21 protein-coding genes are annotated in these 23052 nt (G+C 38.7%); 2 read left to right on the top strand and 19 right to left on the bottom strand.

Going from position 1 to position 23052, the window contains the following annotated elements:
* Positions 1-319 precede the first annotated feature (319 nt).
* Positions 320-802 (bottom strand): lipoprotein, encoded by a 483-nt coding sequence (locus AC1TPB_RS19540; RefSeq protein WP_482078065.1) that lies wholly within the window; start codon positions 800-802, stop codon positions 320-322.
* Between the two features lie 99 nt (positions 803-901).
* On the opposite strand from AC1TPB_RS19540, the gene AC1TPB_RS19535 reads away from it, so the two are divergent.
* Entirely contained in the window at positions 902-2299 is a 1398-nt protein-coding gene (locus tag AC1TPB_RS19535) for a hypothetical protein (RefSeq protein ID WP_482078064.1), read from the top strand.
* 224 nt (positions 2300-2523) lie between these two features.
* Here AC1TPB_RS19535 and AC1TPB_RS19530 read toward each other — a convergent pair whose 3' ends face one another.
* Together AC1TPB_RS19530 and AC1TPB_RS19525 are read right to left on the bottom strand one after the other, a co-directional pair.
* Complete coding sequence (locus AC1TPB_RS19530; protein ID WP_482078063.1) at positions 2524-3438, bottom strand: hypothetical protein; 915 nt, start codon at positions 3436-3438, stop codon at positions 2524-2526.
* Between the two features lie 52 nt (positions 3439-3490).
* Positions 3491-4375: a hypothetical protein gene (locus tag AC1TPB_RS19525; protein ID WP_482078062.1), complete on the bottom strand. Its 885-nt coding sequence runs from the start codon at positions 4373-4375 to the stop codon at positions 3491-3493.
* Positions 4376-4784: 409 nt separating this feature from the next.
* Between AC1TPB_RS19525 and AC1TPB_RS19520 the strand changes: the two genes are divergently transcribed.
* Positions 4785-5348, top strand: a complete 564-nt coding sequence (locus AC1TPB_RS19520) for a hypothetical protein (RefSeq protein WP_482078061.1) — start codon at positions 4785-4787, stop codon at positions 5346-5348.
* A gap of 234 nt (positions 5349-5582) precedes the next feature.
* Here AC1TPB_RS19520 and AC1TPB_RS19515 read toward each other — a convergent pair whose 3' ends face one another.
* From AC1TPB_RS19515 to mutS, 16 genes are all read right to left on the bottom strand, one after another.
* Entirely contained in the window at positions 5583-5792 is a 210-nt protein-coding gene (locus AC1TPB_RS19515; RefSeq protein WP_482078060.1) for an IS3 family transposase, read from the bottom strand.
* A complete protein-coding gene (locus tag AC1TPB_RS19510; RefSeq protein ID WP_482078059.1) occupies positions 5780-6046 on the bottom strand; it encodes a DDE-type integrase/transposase/recombinase in 267 nt (88 codons plus the stop codon). Before AC1TPB_RS19510 ends, AC1TPB_RS19515 begins: the two co-directional genes overlap by 13 nt.
* Positions 5995-6438: an IS3 family transposase gene (locus AC1TPB_RS19505; RefSeq protein WP_482078058.1), complete on the bottom strand. Its 444-nt coding sequence runs from the start codon at positions 6436-6438 to the stop codon at positions 5995-5997. Before AC1TPB_RS19505 ends, AC1TPB_RS19510 begins: the two co-directional genes overlap by 52 nt.
* 20 nt (positions 6439-6458) lie before the next feature.
* On the bottom strand, positions 6459-7148 hold the full coding sequence (locus AC1TPB_RS19500) for a transposase (protein WP_482078057.1): 690 nt from the start codon (positions 7146-7148) through the stop codon (positions 6459-6461).
* A 102-nt stretch (positions 7149-7250) separates the two neighbouring features.
* Positions 7251-8579 (bottom strand): type I glutamate--ammonia ligase, encoded by a 1329-nt coding sequence (glnA, locus tag AC1TPB_RS19495; RefSeq protein ID WP_482078056.1) that lies wholly within the window; start codon positions 8577-8579, stop codon positions 7251-7253.
* A 316-nt stretch (positions 8580-8895) separates the two neighbouring features.
* Entirely contained in the window at positions 8896-9306 is a 411-nt protein-coding gene (locus AC1TPB_RS19490) for a MerR family transcriptional regulator (protein ID WP_482064074.1), read from the bottom strand.
* Positions 9307-9365: 59 nt separating this feature from the next.
* Positions 9366-10652, bottom strand: coding sequence for a methionine gamma-lyase family protein (locus AC1TPB_RS19485; RefSeq protein WP_482078055.1), 1287 nt, complete (start codon positions 10650-10652; stop codon positions 9366-9368).
* A gap of 65 nt (positions 10653-10717) precedes the next feature.
* Entirely contained in the window at positions 10718-11692 is a 975-nt protein-coding gene (locus tag AC1TPB_RS19480; RefSeq protein WP_482078054.1) for an AAA family ATPase, read from the bottom strand.
* 100 nt (positions 11693-11792) lie between these two features.
* Entirely contained in the window at positions 11793-12425 is a 633-nt protein-coding gene (locus tag AC1TPB_RS19475) for a YdcF family protein (protein WP_482078053.1), read from the bottom strand.
* Position 12426: 1 nt separating this feature from the next.
* Positions 12427-12981: a ribonuclease FAU-1 family protein gene (locus tag AC1TPB_RS19470; protein WP_482064070.1), complete on the bottom strand. Its 555-nt coding sequence runs from the start codon at positions 12979-12981 to the stop codon at positions 12427-12429.
* Between the two features lie 211 nt (positions 12982-13192).
* Positions 13193-15694 (bottom strand): transglycosylase domain-containing protein, encoded by a 2502-nt coding sequence (locus AC1TPB_RS19465; RefSeq protein WP_482078052.1) that lies wholly within the window; start codon positions 15692-15694, stop codon positions 13193-13195.
* Positions 15695-15937: 243 nt separating this feature from the next.
* Entirely contained in the window at positions 15938-16174 is a 237-nt protein-coding gene (gene hfq / locus AC1TPB_RS19460) for an RNA chaperone Hfq (protein ID WP_482078051.1), read from the bottom strand.
* A 17-nt stretch (positions 16175-16191) separates the two neighbouring features.
* Entirely contained in the window at positions 16192-17190 is a 999-nt protein-coding gene (gene miaA / locus AC1TPB_RS19455; protein WP_482078050.1) for a tRNA (adenosine(37)-N6)-dimethylallyltransferase MiaA, read from the bottom strand.
* Positions 17187-17987, bottom strand: a complete 801-nt coding sequence (locus AC1TPB_RS19450) for a class I SAM-dependent methyltransferase (protein ID WP_482078049.1) — start codon at positions 17985-17987, stop codon at positions 17187-17189. Before AC1TPB_RS19450 ends, miaA begins: the two co-directional genes overlap by 4 nt.
* Positions 17984-20125: a DNA mismatch repair endonuclease MutL gene (mutL, locus tag AC1TPB_RS19445; RefSeq protein WP_482078048.1), complete on the bottom strand. Its 2142-nt coding sequence runs from the start codon at positions 20123-20125 to the stop codon at positions 17984-17986. Before mutL ends, AC1TPB_RS19450 begins: the two co-directional genes overlap by 4 nt.
* Before the next feature lie 53 nt (positions 20126-20178).
* Positions 20179-23043 (bottom strand): DNA mismatch repair protein MutS, encoded by a 2865-nt coding sequence (gene mutS / locus AC1TPB_RS19440; RefSeq protein ID WP_482078047.1) that lies wholly within the window; start codon positions 23041-23043, stop codon positions 20179-20181.
* Positions 23044-23052 lie beyond the last annotated feature (9 nt).

The following is a 23052-nucleotide window of genomic DNA, read 5'->3' as shown; positions in this document are numbered from 1 at the left end:
TTCTTTTTTAGTAAATAATCGCTTTGTCATATTAGTTCGCTCCGACCTGTTTTTTCTTATTATAAACAAAAGTACCCTACAGGGTAGACTTTTTTCAAAGTGTCTACTCTATAGGGTACAGTTTAGAATAAGCAGCTTCTTTTTTTGTTCTATAAGTTCGGAAATATTAATATAAAGATTTTCCACCCAACATTCTTAGATGTCGGTTTATTCCTAAGTAATATTTATGATATTTCCCATACTTTAAAAGGATATTTCCGATATCAAACTACGTAGATGCTTAATTACTATAATAACTGCAAAACAAATATCTCCTTAATCAATACTTTTTCCATTCTATAGGATCATATCCATATAATTTGTTTATAGTAACGTATTCAGAGTACAAGTTATTCATTATTTCTACTAGATTCTCATTTGAAGAATATAAAGATGAACCCATTTGAATAAAATTGTCTTGAATAAGAATAATTAATTTTGAAGTATCGTGCTTAAAATATGGCTCTGTAGCATTATTAACAGGTGTTATATCTTCTCCTAGTTCAATTATATAATCCCAATCTTTTAATTCAAATGTTTTGTCAGATGGAAGTTTTTTGATTCCATTAAATGCCGTTAGAAAATCATTAACATCATTAATGCTCCTTAAAAACTGCGTTTGAATAAAACTCTCGTTATTTTGATAAAGTTGTATACCGTTATATTTATAATGCTCGATTGATTGTTCTTTAATATCTTTTTCTTTTGTAGAACATGAAGTAAGTAACGTAATCAATAAAAATAGGAATATTAACTTTTTCATATAATCCACCTCAATTATTAAAATTTTACATTTAACTATTAATATGTAACATTAAATTTGAACTTAATCAAATTAGGAGAGTGATCTAGTAAGAAAAAAATGTTAACCTTGTTTCTAGTAATAAGTTTATTGGCAGCGTTTTCATCAAGTGTCGCAGCTTCAGAAACTGTTAAGGGGTATGAAGATACAATTTCCAAAAATCTCAATATTTCAGCACCTCAGATTGAACTTTTTACTGAAAAACCAATTCAATCCTTAAGAGTAACGGATAAAAACAAAAAAAATCAAGTAGCCTTAGATCTTGATAGAACTAACTCAGCAACGTCATTAAATTTTGATTTTAAGAATAATCGAGTAAATAAAGATGGTACTCTTAACGTCAATGCAGTGTTAACTTTTAATATTGAAGGTAATGAATATACAACTTCTTTAACTGGAGATCTTCTAGGAATTATGACAACTGATAAGAAGTTAGTATATTTAGGCGGCTTGCATGGATACTTAGGGAGTTCCGAAAGTTTTGAAGATCAAGATAAAAATGTTATCGATGTTGGACTGCATTATTCACCCGATACAAATGATTCTTTGTTTTCAGTAACGATTGGTAGTGGAGGGGGCGATCGCACACCTTCTTTTTATTACTTTGGTGATAAAGACAGCGAGGTTATTCAAGATGCAATGCTAATCTATAGAAAACAAAAACAGTCGCAGGCAAATATAGAAGAATCTAAAGTTAATGACAACTCATCAGAATTGCTAATTCCTCAAGAAAATGTACAACCTCTTTCTACAGTTGATGCTAGAGTGGTTTATCAAGGGACTAATTATGCGACCTCCTCATATGGTAATTTATCAGCCATAAGTTTCTACTCCACTAAGGAATTAAGAAATCAAAGTATAACTACACACTATGCTAAAGCGAACTCATACACTTCTAATGCTACTAAATATTTACAATCCATAACAGCTTCCCCTTTTAAGGTTATAGATGTACAGGCAAGTGAAATAACTACCGAAATAGTTAGCGCTTCTAGTCTATTATATGCTTTGGAAGTCGCTTCACCTGTTCATAATAGTACCTCTGCTAATATCAGTATACCTTTTTACTTCGGGGTACCATTGGGTTTTCAAACGCTCAATTTCATTATACCGCTAAGTTCTACTAAATTAACATACAGAAAAATGTCTGGGGATACAGGTCCCCATAGTACTCAGATTACTAGTTGGAAACTATCTAAAACTTTTGGATTTAGTCCTGAAGTAACAGATGCTGATACATCTAGTGGTGCCCTGCCAGTTTATCAACAAAATACTGGGATTGGTACAAAAAGCGCTTATACTTATGCGGGAAATGTTACATACAACTTAAATGTAACTCAGGGTGCAAATGTAAAAATAAGATATTCATACGAAAGGTATTATCAAACTATTTTTGTTGCTGAATATTTCACAACAACTACTGCGACACATGGTAGTAACCTGACAATTGTTCCATAATTCGATTATTTAAAAGAAAAACACCATAAAAGGAAGAGGGGTATTTTGTTGTGCGAGCTAAGGAAAATTTTCCTTACCTCATACTTATTAAGCAATCACATATCTATCATGACTGATCTATATAAGACATATAAAGCCACTCGTGAATGAGTGGCTTTGTATGTTTTATATATTTATTCTTGTCATCATTTTCAACTAAATTTAGCACTATTAAATGTAAGAAGTTATTTGTCCACAATTATAACCGGTTGTAACAACCAATCGTTAGAACCGTACTTTTCGGAAAATACACTTCGTACATCTCGACTTAATTTATGTTTGAGTAATAACTCTCTAAAATTTTTACTAATTAGTAATGATTGATAAACAATTGAACCGTTACAAACATACTCTTTACTTAGTGCGAGATCAACATTTACTGCTTCGATTTGTTTTCTATCATAATGATAAGGATAGTCAATTCTACCTTTTACATTACACTCCACACAATGTTCTTCCTCCTCATTAACAAAATAGTAATGTTTCATTTTGTCACTCCATTGTGGCAGTATTGTCGTAGGAACCATTTGATACGCTGGGATTGCTTCACTAGATTTACCCTTATGAATAACTTCCTTCAATGTGTATCCTGTTAGTTTCCATTCATCCATTAATTCTGCCATACGTTCAGAGACAACCCAAAACTGCCCTCCAACATTGACCATTAACTTTTTGTTTAATATTGCGGTGTTAATAGAAAGTTGTTCTCTCAATTTTTTAATTTGCAATTCACAATTAGGGCAAAATATGCTTTTATTAAATTCATTGCCACTATCCTCTATGTTTGATTTAGCTGAATTCCCAGTTGATTTCACTAGGAAATAAGGCGATTCTTCATATTCTAAATCATTACATTCATAACAAAAAAATTCACCAATATGTTGAATGTTAAACTTTTTTTTCAAACCAATACTTATACTATCAATAAGAAAAGTTAGTTCAACTTGGTTGTTTTGAATAATAGGAACTTTATAACTAAGTTCGGCTGATTTACCTTTACTTGGCGTTTCTATATAAATACCGTAAGAGCAAAAATAATCATCAATCTCTTTGCTAAAAACTGCATCAACCAAAAAACTTATTATTACTGTAACCTTCATGTTTCATCTCCTCTATATAATAAAGACGAGGGAATCCCTCGTCTTATTGTAATCAGTCCGCAATTTTATATTGACGGCTTTTGGAGAACTCATACATAAACTCCCAGAACTCATCATCGGTATCTTCCCATATTTCTTTATATGAGTCAATGTGGCTATTTATAATACTGGATTTTGTGTAGTCATTGTAGTTAGAACCATAAGGAATTTTCGTACGCATTTTATTAGTGAACAATAGATGATAATCGCTTGGCAATGCTATAGCTAACATATTGTTATCTGTAACATCGCTACCCAATCTTGCTTTAAATCTTTTTTCAAACAAATGGTGTCGTTGCCAACCTGTAGGGATGGTATCATTTTTTAATGTCCCGTAACTTTTGACCCCAACTTGCAAAGAATCCTTAAGTTTTTCACTTGCATTTATCATTCTTTTTATACCAGTGACAGAGGGAACCCCTGGTAAAACTACAGATAGACCATCTGCAACTACATTAAAGCCTGTCCAAAAGTTTGGTGATACTGCAAACTCAGCTAACGACATAACAAAATTACCAACATCAAAAATCGTCTCTACTGCATAAGGCCTTATCATACCATCTTGTCCAACTACAATTAAAGGCAATGTTTCACCAGGATTTAAATTACGAATTTCATTTGTAATCAATATATATTTATCATCAAGGTTTTCTAGAACTGTGGTATCCCAAATATCAGGAGACTTTAACAAGATTTTGGTATTGAGTAATTCACCTGTAGTTGAATCGAGTACAACAATTTCAAGAATTTGGCTAATTTCGTTGTTGTATGAAACTTGCTGATTCTGAGAGTTTTGATGGCTACTATTTTGTGCAAATACACTAGCATTTAATAGAGAAAAAATCAATAACACTGAAATAAATAATGAAATAATGTTTTTTCGTTTAATGCTTACCATAAATAGCTTCCTCCTCAATTTAAGTTATTAAAAAAAATACTAATCTTGCCTCCTATAGTAATATTTGGAGCATATTACACTTTTTATTTTATACATATTATTACTATAAATATATAGTACTTTTTTACCAATTCAAATTAGATGTTTCGATCTTATTCGACAAGGATCATAGTTGCTCTCTCCTACTTCGACTCCAGTGTAAGGAAATAGATAGTAATTGACAAGAACGCAAAGAAGCCACTCAACCCGTCCAGGTAGAGTGGCTTTCATCATGTCTTTCGCTCAGATAAATTTCCCTTACCTAAATTATTGAAGTAATAACATATAGATCATGACTGATCTATACAAGACGAATAAGCAACAGATATAATAAAGTTATGTAATTATTGAACAAAATGGGGGTTTAAAATTGAGGATCGTATTTCTTTTTGTTTCAATATTAATTTTAACATCATGTACTACAGTCGAACCATTTGATAAATATATGAGGAAGGGAAAAGATTTATTAATAGAGGGGAATTATGAAGAATCTATTGCGAATTTTGAATATGCGATGATTGAAAAGCCAACTGATGAAGATGCAAGAATACTCCTAGAGCAAGCTAAGCATAAATATGCAGAACAACTGCTAGACGAAAACAAAAATGAATATATCTTAGACGTCGAACCAATTCTTGAAAAATACACACCAATACTTGAAAAGTATAAAGATTACAATCTAAAATATGAACCAGGTCTTAGACTTGAACACTATAATGTTGTAAAGGAAATTGAAGAATTGATTAATGAATCTAATAATATTTCCAAGAAATATCAACATGTAGAATCACTTCAACTTATTCATAAAAACCTTATTGATTCAATGGAGTATTTATCGAAAAACATGTCTCAAAGAGACGTTGGAATTTTTGGAGAGAAACTTGATACCACTAGTTATACAGAATATATAAACAATTTGGATATCCTTCGATAATAACAATAATAATAATCCACTCATACCATAAGCATGAGTGGATTATTCGTTGCTAAGGAAATTCCCCTTAGCTCTAACTAATTAAGCAATCACATATCTATCATGACTGATCTATATAAGACATATAAAGCCACTCGTGAATGAGTGAAGTGCTCCCTGTCAAGTGGACAGTGTAAAAAACAAAAATAGTTAGATTAGAAACCTTGGCTCGTTTTAATAGAGCTGAGGTTTTTTTCATGATGCAGCTCGTCGGTATTCGTTAAGTGACAAGTCATCCAAACATTCTGAATAGCGGTAGTTGTTGTAATAGCGAATATAGTTGCTAACGTCTTTGAGGACGTCTTCATAGGTGTTAAACTTTGTAAGATAATAACTTTCTGATTTGTAAGTACCCCAAAAGCGCTCAATAGGCTGGTTGTCCAAACATCGGCTCACGCGAGACATGCTTTTATAAATTCGTATTTTACTTGGAATCGATTATACTCATGAGACGTATACTGGAAGCCTCTGTCGCTTTGGAGGAGTGGAGTGACACCAGGATTCTTCTCATAAGCCTTCTTGAGCGTATCCATCACGAGTTTATTGTTGTTAGAATGGCTCAATTTCCATGAGACAATGGAATTATCGTATGCATCGATAATGGCGCTCAATAGGCTTTGCGACCAATCCCATACTTCAGTTCTGTCACATCTGTACACCACTTTGAATTAGGAGAATGGGCATCAAAGTTACGGTTCATGATATTTTCAGCGACATGGATCTCAGAGGTCTTCACATAGCTTGGTCGTTTCCTGCGAATGACTGCTTTGAGTCCAAGCGCACGCATGATTCGGTAATAGCGTTTTTTGTTATACTTCTTCTTGAGTTTTCGGTTTAACTGAGTACGCATTTGGCGATAACCAAGTATCCCTTTTCGCTTGTTATAACGAAGCTTTACTTCTTTGGCTAGTGCAAGATTTTCACGTTCTCTAGCAGATGGAGTCCAATGTAACCACTTGTAATAGGCAGATCGAGCAACCTCTGCTAACGCACACAACTTCGTAATGGCGTACCCTTTTTCGTTGTTCAGTTCTTGAATCGCTTGATACAAGGTTACTTGTCGAACAAGGGTTAGCGTGTATCTCGTCGCTTGATCTCTGCCAACTTTTTTTCGAAGGCATTCTCCATCTCCAGGTATTCGTTCCGAGCTTCTAATTCCTTGATCCGTAGCTTAAGGCGTTCGTGCTCATCTAGTTCTTCTAATGGCTTATTACGACCGCGATTGTCCTTGAGCGCATTCTCGCTGCCTGCTTGGTATTTTCGAACCCATGCATAGACTTGCTGATAAGATACCCCGTACTTTACAATCGCCTTCTGATAATCCAACCCATTAGCGATGGTATATTGTGCAATTTCAATCCGTTCTTCAAATGTTGTTTTACGTCCTTTATTCATACGAGATAGCCCTCTTCCTTTACGAGTAGGTTTCAATTCTATCTCACTATTATACTTGGAAATCCAATTCCTCAAAACAGTTCTACTTGAAATGCGATACTTCTTTGTTGCCTCTTCTACAGAACAATGACCAGATAATACATCATGAACAGCAGCTAGCCTCAATTCCGTTGAGTATGTTTTCCATGTATTCGATTCTTTTAATCCATCTAATCCATCTGCTTTATATTTTCTTATCCAATCATTAACCGTGTGTGGGTTAACGCCTATCTGTTTTGCTTCATATGTTGGATTTGATTTGTGCTCTAAGCATCGCTGCACGACATGTAATTTTGTTTCAACAGAGGTTGAACTTCTTTTAGACATTAGAAAAACTCCCATCATCGTAGTAGTAGTAGTAGAATTCTTTTTACTACTACTACTACTACGATGATGGGAGCATATCAGTAGCATCAAGGGTTCCCCTTATTAATAATGAGTCAAATACTGATCCAATTCCCATTGGTGAACTTGGGTCCTATACATATCCCATTCGATCTCTTTCAGTTCATAGAAGTGTGCTAACGCATGGTCGCCCAGTGCGTCGCAGATAACATCACTACGAAGTAGCTCATTCAATGCTTCACGAAGATCGTTAGGCAGGCTGAAGATCTTTTCATCCAGACGTTCTTCTTCAGACATAATATAAATATTACGATCTGTCGGAGGAACTAAAGTCGTCTTATTACGAATACCATCTAGACCTGCTTTCAATACAACGGCAAGTGTCAAATATGGATTAGCGGCTGGATCTGGATTACGCACTTCTACACGAGTCGAAATACCGCGTGATGCTGGAATCCGAATCATTGGAGAACGATTACTTGCAGACCAAGCGACATAACATGGTGCTTCATAACCAGGCACAAGTCGCTTATAAGAATTAACCGTAGGATTCATTATCGCAGCCATTGCACGAGCATGAGTCATAATACCTGCCATAAAGTGGCGAGCATCTTTACTCAATCCAAGTGGATCACTTTCATCATAGAATCTATTTTCATTTCCTTCGAATAAAGATACATGACAGTGCATTCCGGACCCATTTGCACCATACAATGGTTTAGGCATAAAGGATGCATGTAAACCATGTACACGAGCAATTGTTTTTACAACGAGTTTGAATGTTTGAATTTGATCAGCAGCGCGAATTGCATCGGCATACTTAAAGTCGATTTCATGCTGACCTGGAGCAACCTCATGATGAGATGCTTCAATTTCAAAGCCCATTTCTTCTAACGTAAGCACGATATCACGACGACAGTTCTCACCCATATCCATAGGTGCTAGATCAAAGTAACCACCATGATCATTCAATTCTGTTGTTGGATTGCCTTTTTCATCCGTTTTGAATAAGAAGAATTCTGGTTCTGGACCAACATTCATATTGGTAAAGCCCATTTCTTCAGCTTCTTTTAACACTCGTTTCAAAATATGACGTGGATCACCAGCAAAAGGTGTTCCGTCAGGCATATAAATATCACAAATTAAACGGGCAATACGAACCTCAGTTACCCAAGGGAATACAACCCAAGTGTCTAGATCAGGATATAAATACATATCTGATTCTTCTATACGTACATAACCTTCGATCGAAGATCCATCGAACATCATTTTATTATCTAGTGCTTTTTCAAGTTGACTTACAGGGATTTCCACGTTTTTCACTGCACCAAGCAAATCTGTAAACTGCAAGCGAATGAATCGTACATTTTGTTCTTCCGTAATTCGTCTAATGTCCTCTTTCGTGTAACCCATAAAATCATCTCCTTAAACTTTTCATAGCTTCCTTGATATAGCTCTCACCAATGAAAAGTCACTTCGAAAGCATAAACCATACTTTTCATAGCTTCCTTGATATAGCTCTCACAAATGAAAAGTCACTTCGAAAGCATAAACCAAACTTTTCATAGCTTCCTGATATAACTTTCCACCAATGAAAAGTCACTTCGAAAGCATAAACCATACTTTTCATAGCTTCCTGATATAACTTTCCACCAATGAAAAGTCACTTCGAAAGCATAAACCATACTTTTCATAGCTTCCTTGATATAGCTCTCACCAATGAAAAGCACTAGCGTTTATGCAAAAATCTCGATAGCTGACCTTGAATGATCGATGTTTGACCTGGTCTTTTTTCTATCAATTGCTGCTTAAGCATACGATGAAGCTGAGTATCTGACATTTCACGACGCTTAACCTCAGATTGCTCACTTACGATCGTTGCTTCCTCGGATTCCTTAGAAACAGGATTCATCACTTGCTTAATACCAGCGATGTTAACACCTTTTTCAATAAGCGATTTTATTTCAAGTAGTCTTTCTACATCATTAAATGAGAATAAGCGTTGATTACCGCCAGTCCTTGCAGGAACAATTAGCTCATGCTGTTCATAATAACGAATTTGTCTCGCCGTTAGATCGGTAAGTTTCATTACAATACCTATTGGGAACAAGGCCATATTTCTACGAATATCGTCAGCCATATCGCACCATCCTTCCTGTAGCCACTTTACCATCATTGTAACTAGCTAGTATAAATATGTCAACCTGTGTAAGGTTTCGTTACAATCAAGCCCTTATCGGTCATTTTCGACAAAGAAGTAAGCAGTCCATATTTGACATGAGCATACGTTAACCCGCCTTGCATATAAGCAATATATGGTTCACGGATTGGGGCATCCGCAGACAATTCTAGACTTCCTCCTTGGATAAATGTGCCCGCCGCCATAATAACAGCATGCTCATATCCAGGCATGTCCCAAGGCTCTGGTGTAACATATGAATCGACTGCTGCTGCTTGCTGAATACCTTGCACAAATGCAATTAAATGATCAGCTTGTCCAAAGCGTATCGCTTGAATAAGATCCGTTCGTTTTTCCTGCCATGTGGGCTTTGTCTCAAAGCCAAGCTTTTCAAATATTGCGGAGGCTAATACACTCCCTTTAATGGCTTGGGATACGAGATGTGAAGCTAGAAATAATCCTTGATACATCCCACGCAGCGTCCCTAGCGTTGCCCCAACCTCACCACCAATACCAGGTGCTGTTAAGCGATACGAAGCCGCTTCTACATATTGCTGCTTACCTGCAATATAGCCACCAGTTTCAGCAATACCACCGCCTGGGTTTTTAATTAATGATCCTGCCATCAGATCAACACCAACTTCAGTTGGTTCTAGTAGCTCGGTAAACTCACCGTAGCAGTTATCTACAAAAATAATGACATGCGGCGCAATTTCACGAATGCGTGTAACCATCTCTTGAATTTGTGCAATATTGAAAGAAGCTCTCCAGTCGTATCCGCGCGAGCGCTGAATACCGATAACCTTCGTATTAGATGTAATACTTCCTTCAACCTTTGCCCAATCAACTTGTCCATCTGCTAATAGTTCAACCGCTTTGTATGATATTCCCCAATCAGCTAGAGAGCCTGAGCCATCCTGAGCTTTTCCGATAACTTTATGCAATGTATCGTATGGTGTGCCCGTTATATACAGTAATTCATCACCAGGACGCAATACTCCAAACAAAGCACAGCTAATGGTATGTGTACCTGACGCAAAATGTGGACGAACCAACGCCTGCTCTGCACCAAATACTTCAGCATAGACAAGGTCTAATACTTCACGTCCTCGATCGTTATAGCCATAGCCAGTCGAGCCTGCAAAATGAAAATCACTCACTTTATATTTCTGAAATGCTTCTATAACTTTCCATTGATTCTTTTCACTTATACGCTCTATATCAAGAAAAGCATCTCTAATTTCTACTTCAGTTTGTTCTACTAATACTTCAAGCTGTTTCCATGTGTCACTACGTTGTTGTTTCATCAAAAGTTTCTCCCTTACCTTCAAGTAGGCACTTCCGCAATTAATATGCAGAAGTGCCTTCATTATTATAACTTAATATCTTCAGAACGAATACTTATTAATTCATTTCTCGAAGGGGCATGCCTTGGATATTGTCCCATTAAGCGAACCGCATGCTGCCTGATCGCCTTTTCCAGCAAATTGCGGACATAGCGAGCATTACTGAATGAAAACTCTTCGCTTTGCTTCGCTTGCATAACGAGTTGACGAAGTTTGAATAACGCATGCTGTGAAAGTGAATAATCTCTTTCTTTAATCATTTGCTCACCAATTTGCATAAGCTGATCTACCGTATAGTCTGGAAAGTCAATAATGATCGGAAATCTAGATGGTAGTCCAGGATTCGTCATGAGAAATTGTTCAATTTCATAGGGATAGCCTGCAAGAATAAGGATGAATTGATTTTTCGAATCCTCCATATGCTTCACAAGCGTATCGATCGCTTCCTTACCGAAATCCTTTTCCCCGCCTCGTGCAAGACTATATGCTTCGTCGATGAACAGTACTCCACCCATCGCCTTCTTTACCAAATCTCTCGTTTTTTGCGCGGTATGCCCAATATATTCACCTACGAGATCAGCGCGTTCCACCTCGATAAGATGCCCTTTTGAAAGGACGCCCATCTTCTGAAACAGCTTAGCAACGATTCGAGCAATCGTCGTCTTTCCTGTACCAGGATTACCTTTGAAAATCATATGATACACTTGAGCTGATCCATTTAACCCTGCCTCTTGGCGCATTTTCGTTATTTGTAACAAGGCAAATATTTCATATACGATTTGCTTCACTTGATCCATGCCAATCATTTGATTTAATTGTTCTTCAAATTCAGCATAAATATTAGGTGCTTGTTGCATTTTTTCTTCGACTTCATGCTTTTCTTCTATTAAATGTGTATCGCTTATCATTTGTAGCGGCTCATGATTTCGTAGCACCACATTAATTTGACGTGATGAACGAGTGTTTACGTAAGGCTCACCTGAAATAACTTTACTACTCATTACTAGCATCACCTTTCTTTCATCAAAAGCTGTGCAAGCTATACGTAGTATCAGTGTATTCTAGCTATTTCTTACATATTAGAAGATTCATGAATTTTACTCAAATGTAGATATTCAACAGTGAAAGCAGTTTATTCAATTGCCATTTTGTATAAGCTAACACTTCTCTTGTATAATGATATGATTCATTAAGCACCTTTGTTTTCACACCGTTGACCTGAACATTTTCCATATGTAGAAAGGATGCAATATCTGCTGCACGCTCACCATGATAATTATGCGTAATGATTACGAACGATTGCAGTTCATTTGCCTTGGCAATCTCATAGCTAAATAATAGATTTTCATATGTATCAGTAGATTGTTTCTCCAATAATAGTTTCTCAGTAGGAACACCTGCCGCTACGAGATAGTCGCGCATCCCTTCTGCTTCAGATAATAATGAAGTGTTCGATGCTTTCCCGCCACTAAGTATCAAATAGTTGATCGTTCCTTCTTCATACAATGCCAACGCCCCGTCCAATCGTTCTCGCAGTGCTGGACTAGGAACATTATTCCAAAGCGCTGCACCTAAGACGATGCCGGTGTCTGCCTGCTGGAGCGGAGTATCTTGTTGACCATAGAGCAGTAAGCCGTAGCAATATATGCACCAGATGAACACTATGGAAACAGCTAATATAAATAATCGAAAACATTTACGAAAAAAGCCTATTTTTTCACGTCTCTTTTTCATATCACGATTCACTCAATTCCCGCGCTTGGTCATAGATACGCTTATGCTTCATACTAAGTGTAAAATAACGAAACTTCCCATTGCGAATCATTGACAATAATCTATTCGCAGTTTTTTTCGCCATTGCCACGTCCTTATACGAAATATCCCCGCTCTTGAACGCTTCCTCTAATTCATCCTCATCCATTAGAAACACTTCACCACTGGGCAAGACGACGACATCAAGATACAGATCATCAAACCAAGGAACCTGCTGTTCCGTTAATCCTTGTGTTTTACAGACATCGATGTACCATTGGACTACCTTCCCCTGCTTGTCGAACATTGTCGTAATGACGAAATGCTCTCCTTTAGGAAAATGTTGCATCCACAAATAACCTTCATCAGCTAGACATAAACGATGTTCACCATATTCTTTATATAAAGGATCTCGAAGCTCATGTATCCGATAAAAGGTAAGTAATCCATGAAACTCTTTATTATCGAGTGACAGACATGAATAACTTTTACGTACAATTCTACGCCAGTTTGCACGATCAGAAAATTTTCTTTTCATAGTAAACGTACCTTTCCTATTACACCATAAACACTATATTTGAAGCTTAACATAGTCAGCACCAATATCCAACATTTACGAAAAAGAGAGCACAACATTTATAACGTTTTCGCATAAATATCAATAGAATGTCTATTGCGAATGTCATATATGTCCTTGTGCTCTCTTTAGCAGTTATAGGTTTGAATCTGTAATAATACTTTTCATTTCGTTACGGTGTAATCTGATCTATTTCTCCATCAATTTCAGGTACAAACTCTTGCTCAGGCTGTACTTCCTCTTCCCACGGCTCATCTGGTACGATTGGTGTCGGAGTTGGCGTCACCTCAGGAGTCGGTGTTGATGTTGGCTCGATCGGTGGCGCAGGTGTTGGAGTGACATTTGGTTGTGACCAATCATCCGTTGGATATGGATTACCTTCCACAAAGTCATCTTCGTCACCTTCCATTGGAATATCTGGGATGACCAAATCACCATCTGGAATATCAAAGGACACTTTATTAGAAGGATCACTTGAAATATCATTTTCCAGATCATGTGCGATCACATAATATTGATAATTGTTTCCTGGGAACACATAAGCATCATCAATCATATATTGACCCTCGGTCTCTGCAAAGTGAACAAAGTTCCCGCTATTTTGTTCCATCCGGAACACCTCAAAGGTTACGTCACCCTCATATTGTATATCCCATTTCAAAGTAACTTTCATAACTTCTGCATCATATTCTAGAGCTAAGTTCCCCATCGTTAAGGTTGGAACTTCTACTTCGGGAATTTCCACCTCAGTGAAGTTGTTTTTTGGAATAGTAGCAAGTGCTGGCTTCATTATTTTCGCAAATAGTGTTGCAGCTTGCGAACTACCACTTTTCAAAACATGAGTTGCGTTCGTTTTGTCATAACCCATCCATACCGCCGCTGTCCATTCCGCAGTATAACCGACAAACCACGCATCACGATTACCTTTACCATTATAATCAGGAATACCGTGCTGTGTTGTACCTGTTTTACCTGCCACTGGACGGTCAATTTGAGCTCTTTTGGCCGTTCCAGAATCTACAACTTTACGCATCATAGCCGTAAGATATGAAGCTGTCGTTTCCTTCATTAACCGTTCTGCTTTCGGTGCTTTATATTTATAGTCATACCCTTTACCTGTAATAGAAGTAATCGTATGGGGATCAACAGAAACCCCATTATTTGCAATAACGCTAAAGGCAGTTGCCATCTGAAGCGGCGAGAATCCTCTACTAAGTCCACCAAGTGCACTTGATAAGTTCATATCATCATCAGTAAGACCGACACCCAATTTTGTTGCAAATGCATCGGCAGCTTTCAAGCCAACTTCATTCAATAACCATACAGCAGCTAGATTTCGAGAATCTTGTAGAGATTGCTGCATCGTTACGGACGCTGCTCCCCATCTATCTTGTGGGCAGTAATTATTGAAGCATTTTTTATCATTTTTCAACACAGTTGATGGTGTGAAATTAAGCGTTTCTAATGCAGGACCATAAGAGATAATCGGCTTATAGGCTGATCCTGGCTGTCTTGGCTGAGTAACACGATTCCAGCCTTTTTTCACATAATCACGACCACCAGACATTGCTTTAATCTCTCCAGTAGCATGATCAATAATAATCATCGATCCTTGTGCTAATTCCTCATCAACGCTTTCTTCGAAGTTATCCTTATTCTCAAATTCAGCATCCATTATATCTTGAGCGGCAATATTTATGGTCGTATAAATTTGGAATCCACCAACACGTAGCTCTTCCTCTGGCAATCCTGTAACCTCTATCGCTTCTTCTATAACATAATCAATAAACGCGGTATATTTGGAATTTGTATACTTATCTGCGTGATCAGGTTGGACATATTCAACAACTTTCGCCTCATTCATCTGAGTTTCTGTAATTTTGCCTTGATCATATAATAATCTCAATACGACAGCACGACGATCCTTCGATGCCTCAGGATTGCTCACTGGATTGTAACGGTTCGGTGCTTTCGGCATCGCTGCTAACGTAGCGGCTTGCCATAATTCTAAATCTTCTAATTCGGTATCAAAATAATATTCAGCGGCAGCTTTAATACCGTGGATGCCTCGACCATAATAGATTCGATTCAAGTACATTGCCAAAATTTGATCTTTGGACATTTGTTGTTCTAGCGCTACAGCAATGGAAGCTTCAGTCGCTTTACGGAACACCGTTTTGTCCCCTGTTAGAAACACATTTTTCGCTAACTGTTGTGTGATCGTACTACCACCCTCAACGGCGCTACGTGCAATAATATCTTTCACTAGTGCTCTACCAATTGCGATGAAATCTAAGCCTGAATGATCATAGAAACGCTGATCTTCAGTTGAGATAAAGGCTTGGCGAACGATTTCAGGTATTTCTGAAAACTCGGCTATTTCTCGATTATCCGACACGTCGTATAATCTTGATATTTCCGTTCCATTAGCATCATATATAACGGAAGCCTCACCAAATACTAACTTGTCTCCATTTTCTGCAAGTAGCCTCTCACCATTAAGAATAATGAATAAATACCCTGCAATGGCACAGACAATACCAAGAACAATCGAGAAGAATAAGCTGTAAAACCATATTTTACCTTTGTTTCTCTTCTTATTTTTCTTTTTGTTAGTATGATTACGACTTGCTTCTTTGTTGTTCGCACGGTTATTTCCACCTTGCTCACTCATGCTGACCCCTCCTAAAACTTTTTGCAACTGCATAGTATAACTTATGATGTAATAAAATGTTCCCGCAGAAGCATAAATACACTTCACAATACAGATCAAAAAGCAGACTTTGAACTTGTACTTACATGAAGTATACACAATAAATAACAAAAGCAACCCGGCTAAACATCGGGTTGCTCCTGAATGCCGCTATCTAATTAGACGAAAAGCATCTGAAAAAGTTTCAGTTGCGTCTTAACCGTTCTATTGACTTGGATCTTGTTGCATTAATGTTACATTACGTTGCGGCACAAAAGTAGAAATGGCATGCTTGTAAACCATTTGCTGACGACCTTCAACTTCAATAATAATTGTAAAGTTATCAAATGCTTTAATTAATCCGCGAATTTGGAATCCATTCATCAAAAAAACAGTAACTTGAATTTGATCCTTACGAAGTTGGTTCAAAAAAGTATCTTGAATATTGATAGATTTGTTCATATGGACGTTACCCCCGCCTACTTATAAGTTTGATTAGTAATATATTCAAGATGATCTTGAAACTTTCCTGCTATTATAGCATGAATACATTGTAAATTGTTGTGAAAATTTTCATCCATGTCGATCCACTGAATATCTTTCATATGTCGGAACCATGAAAGCTGCCGTTTCGCAAATCGTCTTGTATCACGCTTTAATAGCTCAACCGCCGCTTCATAACTACATTCGTCATGCAAATAAGCGATCATTTCCTTGTAGCCGAGCGCTTGAAGTGGTACCGCGTGCAATGGCAAATCACGAGCTAACAGCGATTTCACCTCATCTAGCAACCCTTCCCCAAGCATGAGATCGATCCGCTCTTCAATACGAGCATATAGCTTTTTACGATCTCTCGTCAAGCCAAGTATACATAGATCATATGGCGATTCCTTCACTTGATCCCTCTGTTGCTCGCTAAATGTGATCCCTGTAACATGATGCACTTCTAATGCACGTATCACCCGGCGGACATCATTATAATGAAGTCGCTCTGCGGTAGTCGGATCAATTGCAGCTAATCGCTCATGTAACGCCTCTGGACCATGCTCTTCAACAAATCGTTCTTGTGCAAGACGAAACACTTCATCTGAACCTTTATCTGCAAACCGATATTGATAGCAGAGTGATTCAATGTAAAGCCCCGTGCCACCTACGATAAATGGTAGTTTGCCTCTTGCATATATATCATCAATCAAGGCACGAGCATTCGTCTGAAAGTCAGCTGCTGAATAAGACTCTTCTGGCTCGCATATATCAATCAAATGATGAACGATGCCTTCTCTTTCTTCCATCTTAATCTTCGCTGTACCGATATCCATGCCGCGATATACTTGCATCGAATCTCCAGATATGATCTCAGCATTATATTGCTTGGCAAGTTCTATGCTTAGTGCTGTCTTCCCTACTGCAGTAGGACCGATCAGTACTAATAATGGTTTCTTCAAAATTGCTTCCACTTCCTTAATTATATGCTTCACGCTAGTTCTGATGCATACCAAGCACCATATGCAATTTTATTCCCTCGTACTTCATTCGTTCGAGGAATCGCAAGCCTTTCAAACTCTTCACTCATACTATGTTCCTTCAAAATAACACATTTACGAGCAACACGCTTTGCATGCTCTATACTAGACAACGCAAGGGCATTCGGATTCGCTACCGTACGAATCGCTTTAATCGCACTTGATTCATGCAATGGCTGGCGGAACATTGGATCAAAATATACAATATCTACACTTTGATCGTCTAGGCTAGCTAAATATTGATCATGTGCTTCACATCTAAGCTCAATTCTGCGCATCGCTTGCTCTATTTCTTGGACTGACGTTTCATAGGTTGCTAGTCCTTCACGGACAATCGTATACAACAAACGTTGACTTTCCAGCGCAATGACCTTTCCTTGCTCGCCAACTGTCATCGAGAATAGGAGCGTATCAGAACAAAGACCGGCGGTACAATCCAATACAGTATCACCCGCTTCACATCGACTTAACGTAATCAATGTTTCATGGCCTCCGCGCAGCATCGACTTTAACTTCACAAAAGCCATACTTGGATGATAGATTAGTGGTTTATTGGGTTCCTTTGCCTCTAGGTCATACAAGCGCAATTCGCCATCAGTAGCTACGAGTACTTTTCCGTCTTCACTTTGTTGTAATAGCTTTGATACCGTCAATTGTCTTCGCGCGACTAGTAGTGCAGACAACTCGTTGGCTAATCGCTTAGCCTGTTGTAGCAAGTTACTAGTCGGCGCCTGAGACGTCGTTACGATCAACTCATCACCCGCTTAAACATTTTCTCCAATTGATACGTCGATAGATGAACAATAATAGGTCGACCATGAGGACAAGTATACGGCTGGGTACATGCCGCTAGTCTTCTTAGCAACACATCACCTTCTTCACGATTCATCCGATCATTTGCTTTAATCGACGCTTTACAAGAACACATTATCGCAGCTTCTTCGCGGAATTTCGTAATATCGATCTTTTTCCGTTCTGAGATTACATAGTCTGCCATTTCCTCAAGGATCATCTGTTCTTGTCCAGTTGGAAGCCATTCAGGATATGCACGTACAAGATACGTTTGTTGTCCGAACGGCTCCATCACTACTCCTGCTTGTTCCATATAAGGCAATAGCTCTCGTAATGCCTCGGCATCGCCGGGCGTAAATTCCATCGTGATCGGCACAAGTAGTTGTTGACTAGCTAGCTGTGGATGACCAAATTTATATAAGAAATATTCATAATTAATGCGCTCATGAGCAGCATGTTGGTCGATCAGATAAAGCCCATCATCAGATTGAGCAATAATATATGTGCCATGATGTTGACCAATCCAATGCAATTCTGGGAAATCACGATTTCGTTCACTGCTCTCATCTCTTTGATCTGGATCGCCTTGTTGTTGCCATCCGTTCAAATTATGAGTCACTTTAGAAACCTGCTCAGTACTATTGCTATCGAACTGCTGACCATCTGGCTGACCTTGATGAGCATCATTACGCTCTAATGCAACTTTTTCAGGTGCTTCCGCTTGATATTGCCAAGCCTGCTTATTCTGTTCAAGTGGTTTACTACCATTAGCGCTAACTTCCGTCATTGGCCGATATTGTTGACCGTTCATTCCACCGTCTACAACTGTTGCCGCCTCAGATGTATTGTTACTTGCCCCCGCTGCTCTACCATACAATCTCGCTGTTGCGTCTTTTGGGATAAATTCAGCTGTGCCACCCTGTATATCATAACTACGATTACCTGCAACAGGCTTCGCTTCACGCCCTTGATCGTTACCAAACGTAATTTGTTTGGAAGGTGCGCCATACTTCAATCCCCCATCTGCCACATGAAACGAGATCGAATCTTGAACCAATGAAGGACCAGAACGGTCCGGACGCTTTACAGCATCCATTCCAGGTGTATAACGAAGATTACCCAATTTCCCACGAACAGCCTGTTCAATTAATGCTTTAAGCTCCACTTCCTTACTAAAGCGCACTTCTAATTTCGAAGGATGCACATTGACATCTAGCAATGCAGGATGCATCTGAATTTCAATGATAGCAAGTGGAAAACGATTTATAGGCAGCAGCGTATGATATGCCTCTGCTATAGCATGATTGACCGCAATACTTTTAATATACCTGCCGTTCACAATGACGGTCATCCCGTTACGATTAGCTCGTGTTAATTCAGGCTTCGAAATATAACCGATAATCTCATAATCTGGATCAGAGCCGTCAATCGCTATCATCGTTTTCGCAGTACTTGTTCCATAGATCGCAGCAATAACTTGTAATCGATCACCCGTTCCAAGTGTCCGCAGCAACATATTTCCATTATGCTTTAACGTAATCGCAATACCTGGATGCGCTAATGCAATCCGATTCATATAATCTGAAATATGCCCAAGTTCTGTCTGAATGGTTTTCATATATTTCAAGCGAGCAGGCGTATTGAAAAACAAATCTTTGACGATCATATCGGTACCTCTTGGTGCATTACATGGTTCGTCTACGATACGCTTGCCTGCTTCAATAATTAACTTATGAGCAAGTCCACTTTGATGAATGGAAGATATGCATTCGACCTTTGCCACAGCAGCTATACTTGGCAATGCCTCACCACGAAAACCTAAGCTCGCAATTCGGAAGAGATCACTGCTTGTAGATATTTTACTCGTTGCATGGCGTTCGAATGCAGTTAGCATATCCTCTTGCTCGATGCCATCACCATTATCTGTTACGCGAATATAAGCTAAGCCACCTTCTTCGACGGTAACATCAATCGTTGAACTACCTGCATCTATCGCATTTTCTACTAGCTCCTTCACTACTGAGGCTGGCCGCTCAACCACTTCCCCTGCCGCAATCTGATTCGCTAATTGTTCATCCAGTAATTTCACTCTTTTCATTGCTTATCCTCCTCTCCTAATGGGCTTTGCACTATATTTAATGTCATTAACAATTAATGTAGTTTAGTTTTCAATTCATTCAAAATATTCATCGCTTGCATCGGTGTCATATTGAACAGATCCAGCTTTTTAAGCTGCTTCACGACTTGCTCCTCCGAGCTAGATAGCTTCGGCTTCGCTTTTTCAATCGATGCTTCTTCAAATATTGAGAGCTGGACCACATCTGCAGCTAGAGTAGCAGTTGGGCTGTCAGTAGCCTCAGCAATTAGCTGCATTGCTTGCATGGTAACGGATGCTGATTCAGCAGCAATCGGCTGCATAGCTAGCGTTGTAGCTGATGCTACTTCGGCAATGGTATCTTCTGCTTGTGCTGTTGCCGAAGCGGATTCAACTACAACATGTGCATGCGCATCTGAAGCTGTAGCAATCGTATGCGCTCGTTCCATGGTCTGATCTGATTCAGCTAGGCTCATTGTTTGTACAGTATTGACCGCTTTGGCTGGAGCAATGACTTTATGAATCGGCTGCATTTCTATTGTTGCATCCTCATCAAGCAGCTCATACGCACGCGTAATAATTGAATCGGGCAGACCAGCAAGCTGGGCACAGTATATTCCGTAACTAGTATCCGCTGCACCTGGTACTAATTTGCGTAGGAAAGTAACATGGTCTCCACTTTCCTCTACTGCCATACGCGCATTCACAAGTGATGTTAACGATGACGACAAGTGTGACAACTCATGGAAATGCGTCGATACTAACGCTTTACAACCAATATGCTCATGCACATATTCAATAACTGCTTGGGCAATGGCCATCCCCTCGCCAGTCGAGGTACCTCGTCCTAATTCATCGATAATGACAAGACTGCTTAATGTCGCTTGTTCTGTCATCATCTGAATATCCTTCATTTCTACCATAAATGTACTTTGCCCACCGATTAGATCATCAGCAGCACCAATTCTCGTGAAAATACGATCGGTTAACGGGATGGTAGCGGATTGAGCTGGTACAAAACAGCCGATTTGCGCCAATATGCAAATAAGCGCTACTTGACGCATATACGTACTCTTACCTGCCATATTCGGTCCCGTAATAAGTAGAATGCTATGATCATCACGATACAAATCTGTAGCATTGGCAATGAACGAAGAACCTTCCATCATTACTTCAACAACGGGATGACGTCCTTCTACAATATGCAGATCATATTGCTCCGTTATCTTCGGTTTCACAAATCTTAATTCAGCACTTACAAGCGCCATACTTTGATAGACATCAAGCTCGGCAATCATTGCAGCAACTTTCTGCAAACGTGCCAAATGCTCCAATAAATGTTCTCGTAACTCAATAAATTTACTATATTCTAAATCGACCATTTTCTCTTCTGCTTCAAGAATTAGTCGTTCTTTTTCTTTCAACTCTGGCGTAACATAACGCTCAGCATTCGTTAACGTTTGTTTGCGTTCATAGCGTCCTTCTGGTAAATTTGCAACGTTCGCTTTCGATATCTCTAAGTAATAACCGAAAACTCTATTAAAGCCAATTTTTAAAGTACGAATTCCTGTTGCTTCACGTTCTTTACGCTCAAGCTCAGCGAGCCATACTTTACCGTTTTTACTTGCCTCACGCAGTTGATCCAAATAATCATCATAGCCATCACGAATCAGACCACCTTCACGTAATGAAAGCGGTGGATCATCAATAAGTACAGTGTCGATAAGATCAGCCAAATCTTCACAAGGATCCACAATCTTTACTAATTGTTGCAGTACATTAGAATTGGATTGTTCGCATAATTGTACAAGGGCAGGCACACGACGTAATGATAGCTTCAAGGCATGTACATCTTTCGCATTGGCATTACCATAGGCAACTCGTCCAACAAGCCGCTCAAGATCGTAAATAGGCGCTAATTCACGTCGTATATCCTCACGTAAAATCATATCGAGATATAATGTTTCAACTGCGCTTTGACGCTGCACAATCCCTTTAGCGCTTAGTAATGGCTTATCAATCCAACGACGCAATAGTCTTGCACCCATGGCCGTCTGCGTGCGATCAAGCAGCCATAGCAAAGAGCCCTTTTTACTACGATCTCTAACCGTTTCCGTCAACTCAAGGTTTCTGCGCGTATGATAATCAAGAATCATATACTGATTCGGCTCGTAGTTATGTAGTATTTTCAAGTGACTTAGATTACGTTTCTGCGTATCCTCCAAATAACTTAACAATACTCTAACTGCTTTACGTCTAGCACCAGTTAATTCTTGTAATTGCTCGTCACTAAATTGCTCCGCTAGCATCTCCTCGGAACACATTTCCCAAGGGGTTAGTGGAACTTTCTTGCTCCAATTGTTAGATTGATCTAATTGCGTTAATAGCGGTTGATCCCCGACCAATTCCGCAGGAGCATAAATATTCACTTCATCCATTAATGAATCTATTCGCCCTACAAACGAAGTCACATAAATTTCACCTGTAGATAGATCACTACTAGCTAAACCGAATAATCCATCTTGTTCCACGACAGCAGCAATAAAGTTGTTCTGCTTGCCATCAAGCGACTTAGATTCCATTACTGTACCTGGTGTGATCGTCCGTACAACCTCACGACGAACGATACCTTTAGCATCAGCGGGATCTTCAACCTGTTCACAAATCGCAACTTTATAGCCTTTATCAATTAGTCTTGCAATATAGCTATCCGCTGCATGATATGGAACGCCACACATCGGTATTTTGTCTGCTGAACCTCCACCTCGAGCAGTTAACGTTATTTCAAGCTCCCGAGATGCAAGAATCGCATCTTCAAAAAACAGTTCATAGAAATCACCTAGTCGAAAAAAAAGGAAGGCATCTTGAACCCCTTCCTTAATGCTTAAATACTGTTGAATCATCGGTGTATAAGCTGACATTTTTTTGAT

Source organism: Paenibacillus sp. Y951 (assembly GCF_056786395.1).
Note: the sequence above shows the minus strand (reverse complement) of the source record. Positions and strands in the feature narration are given on the sequence as shown.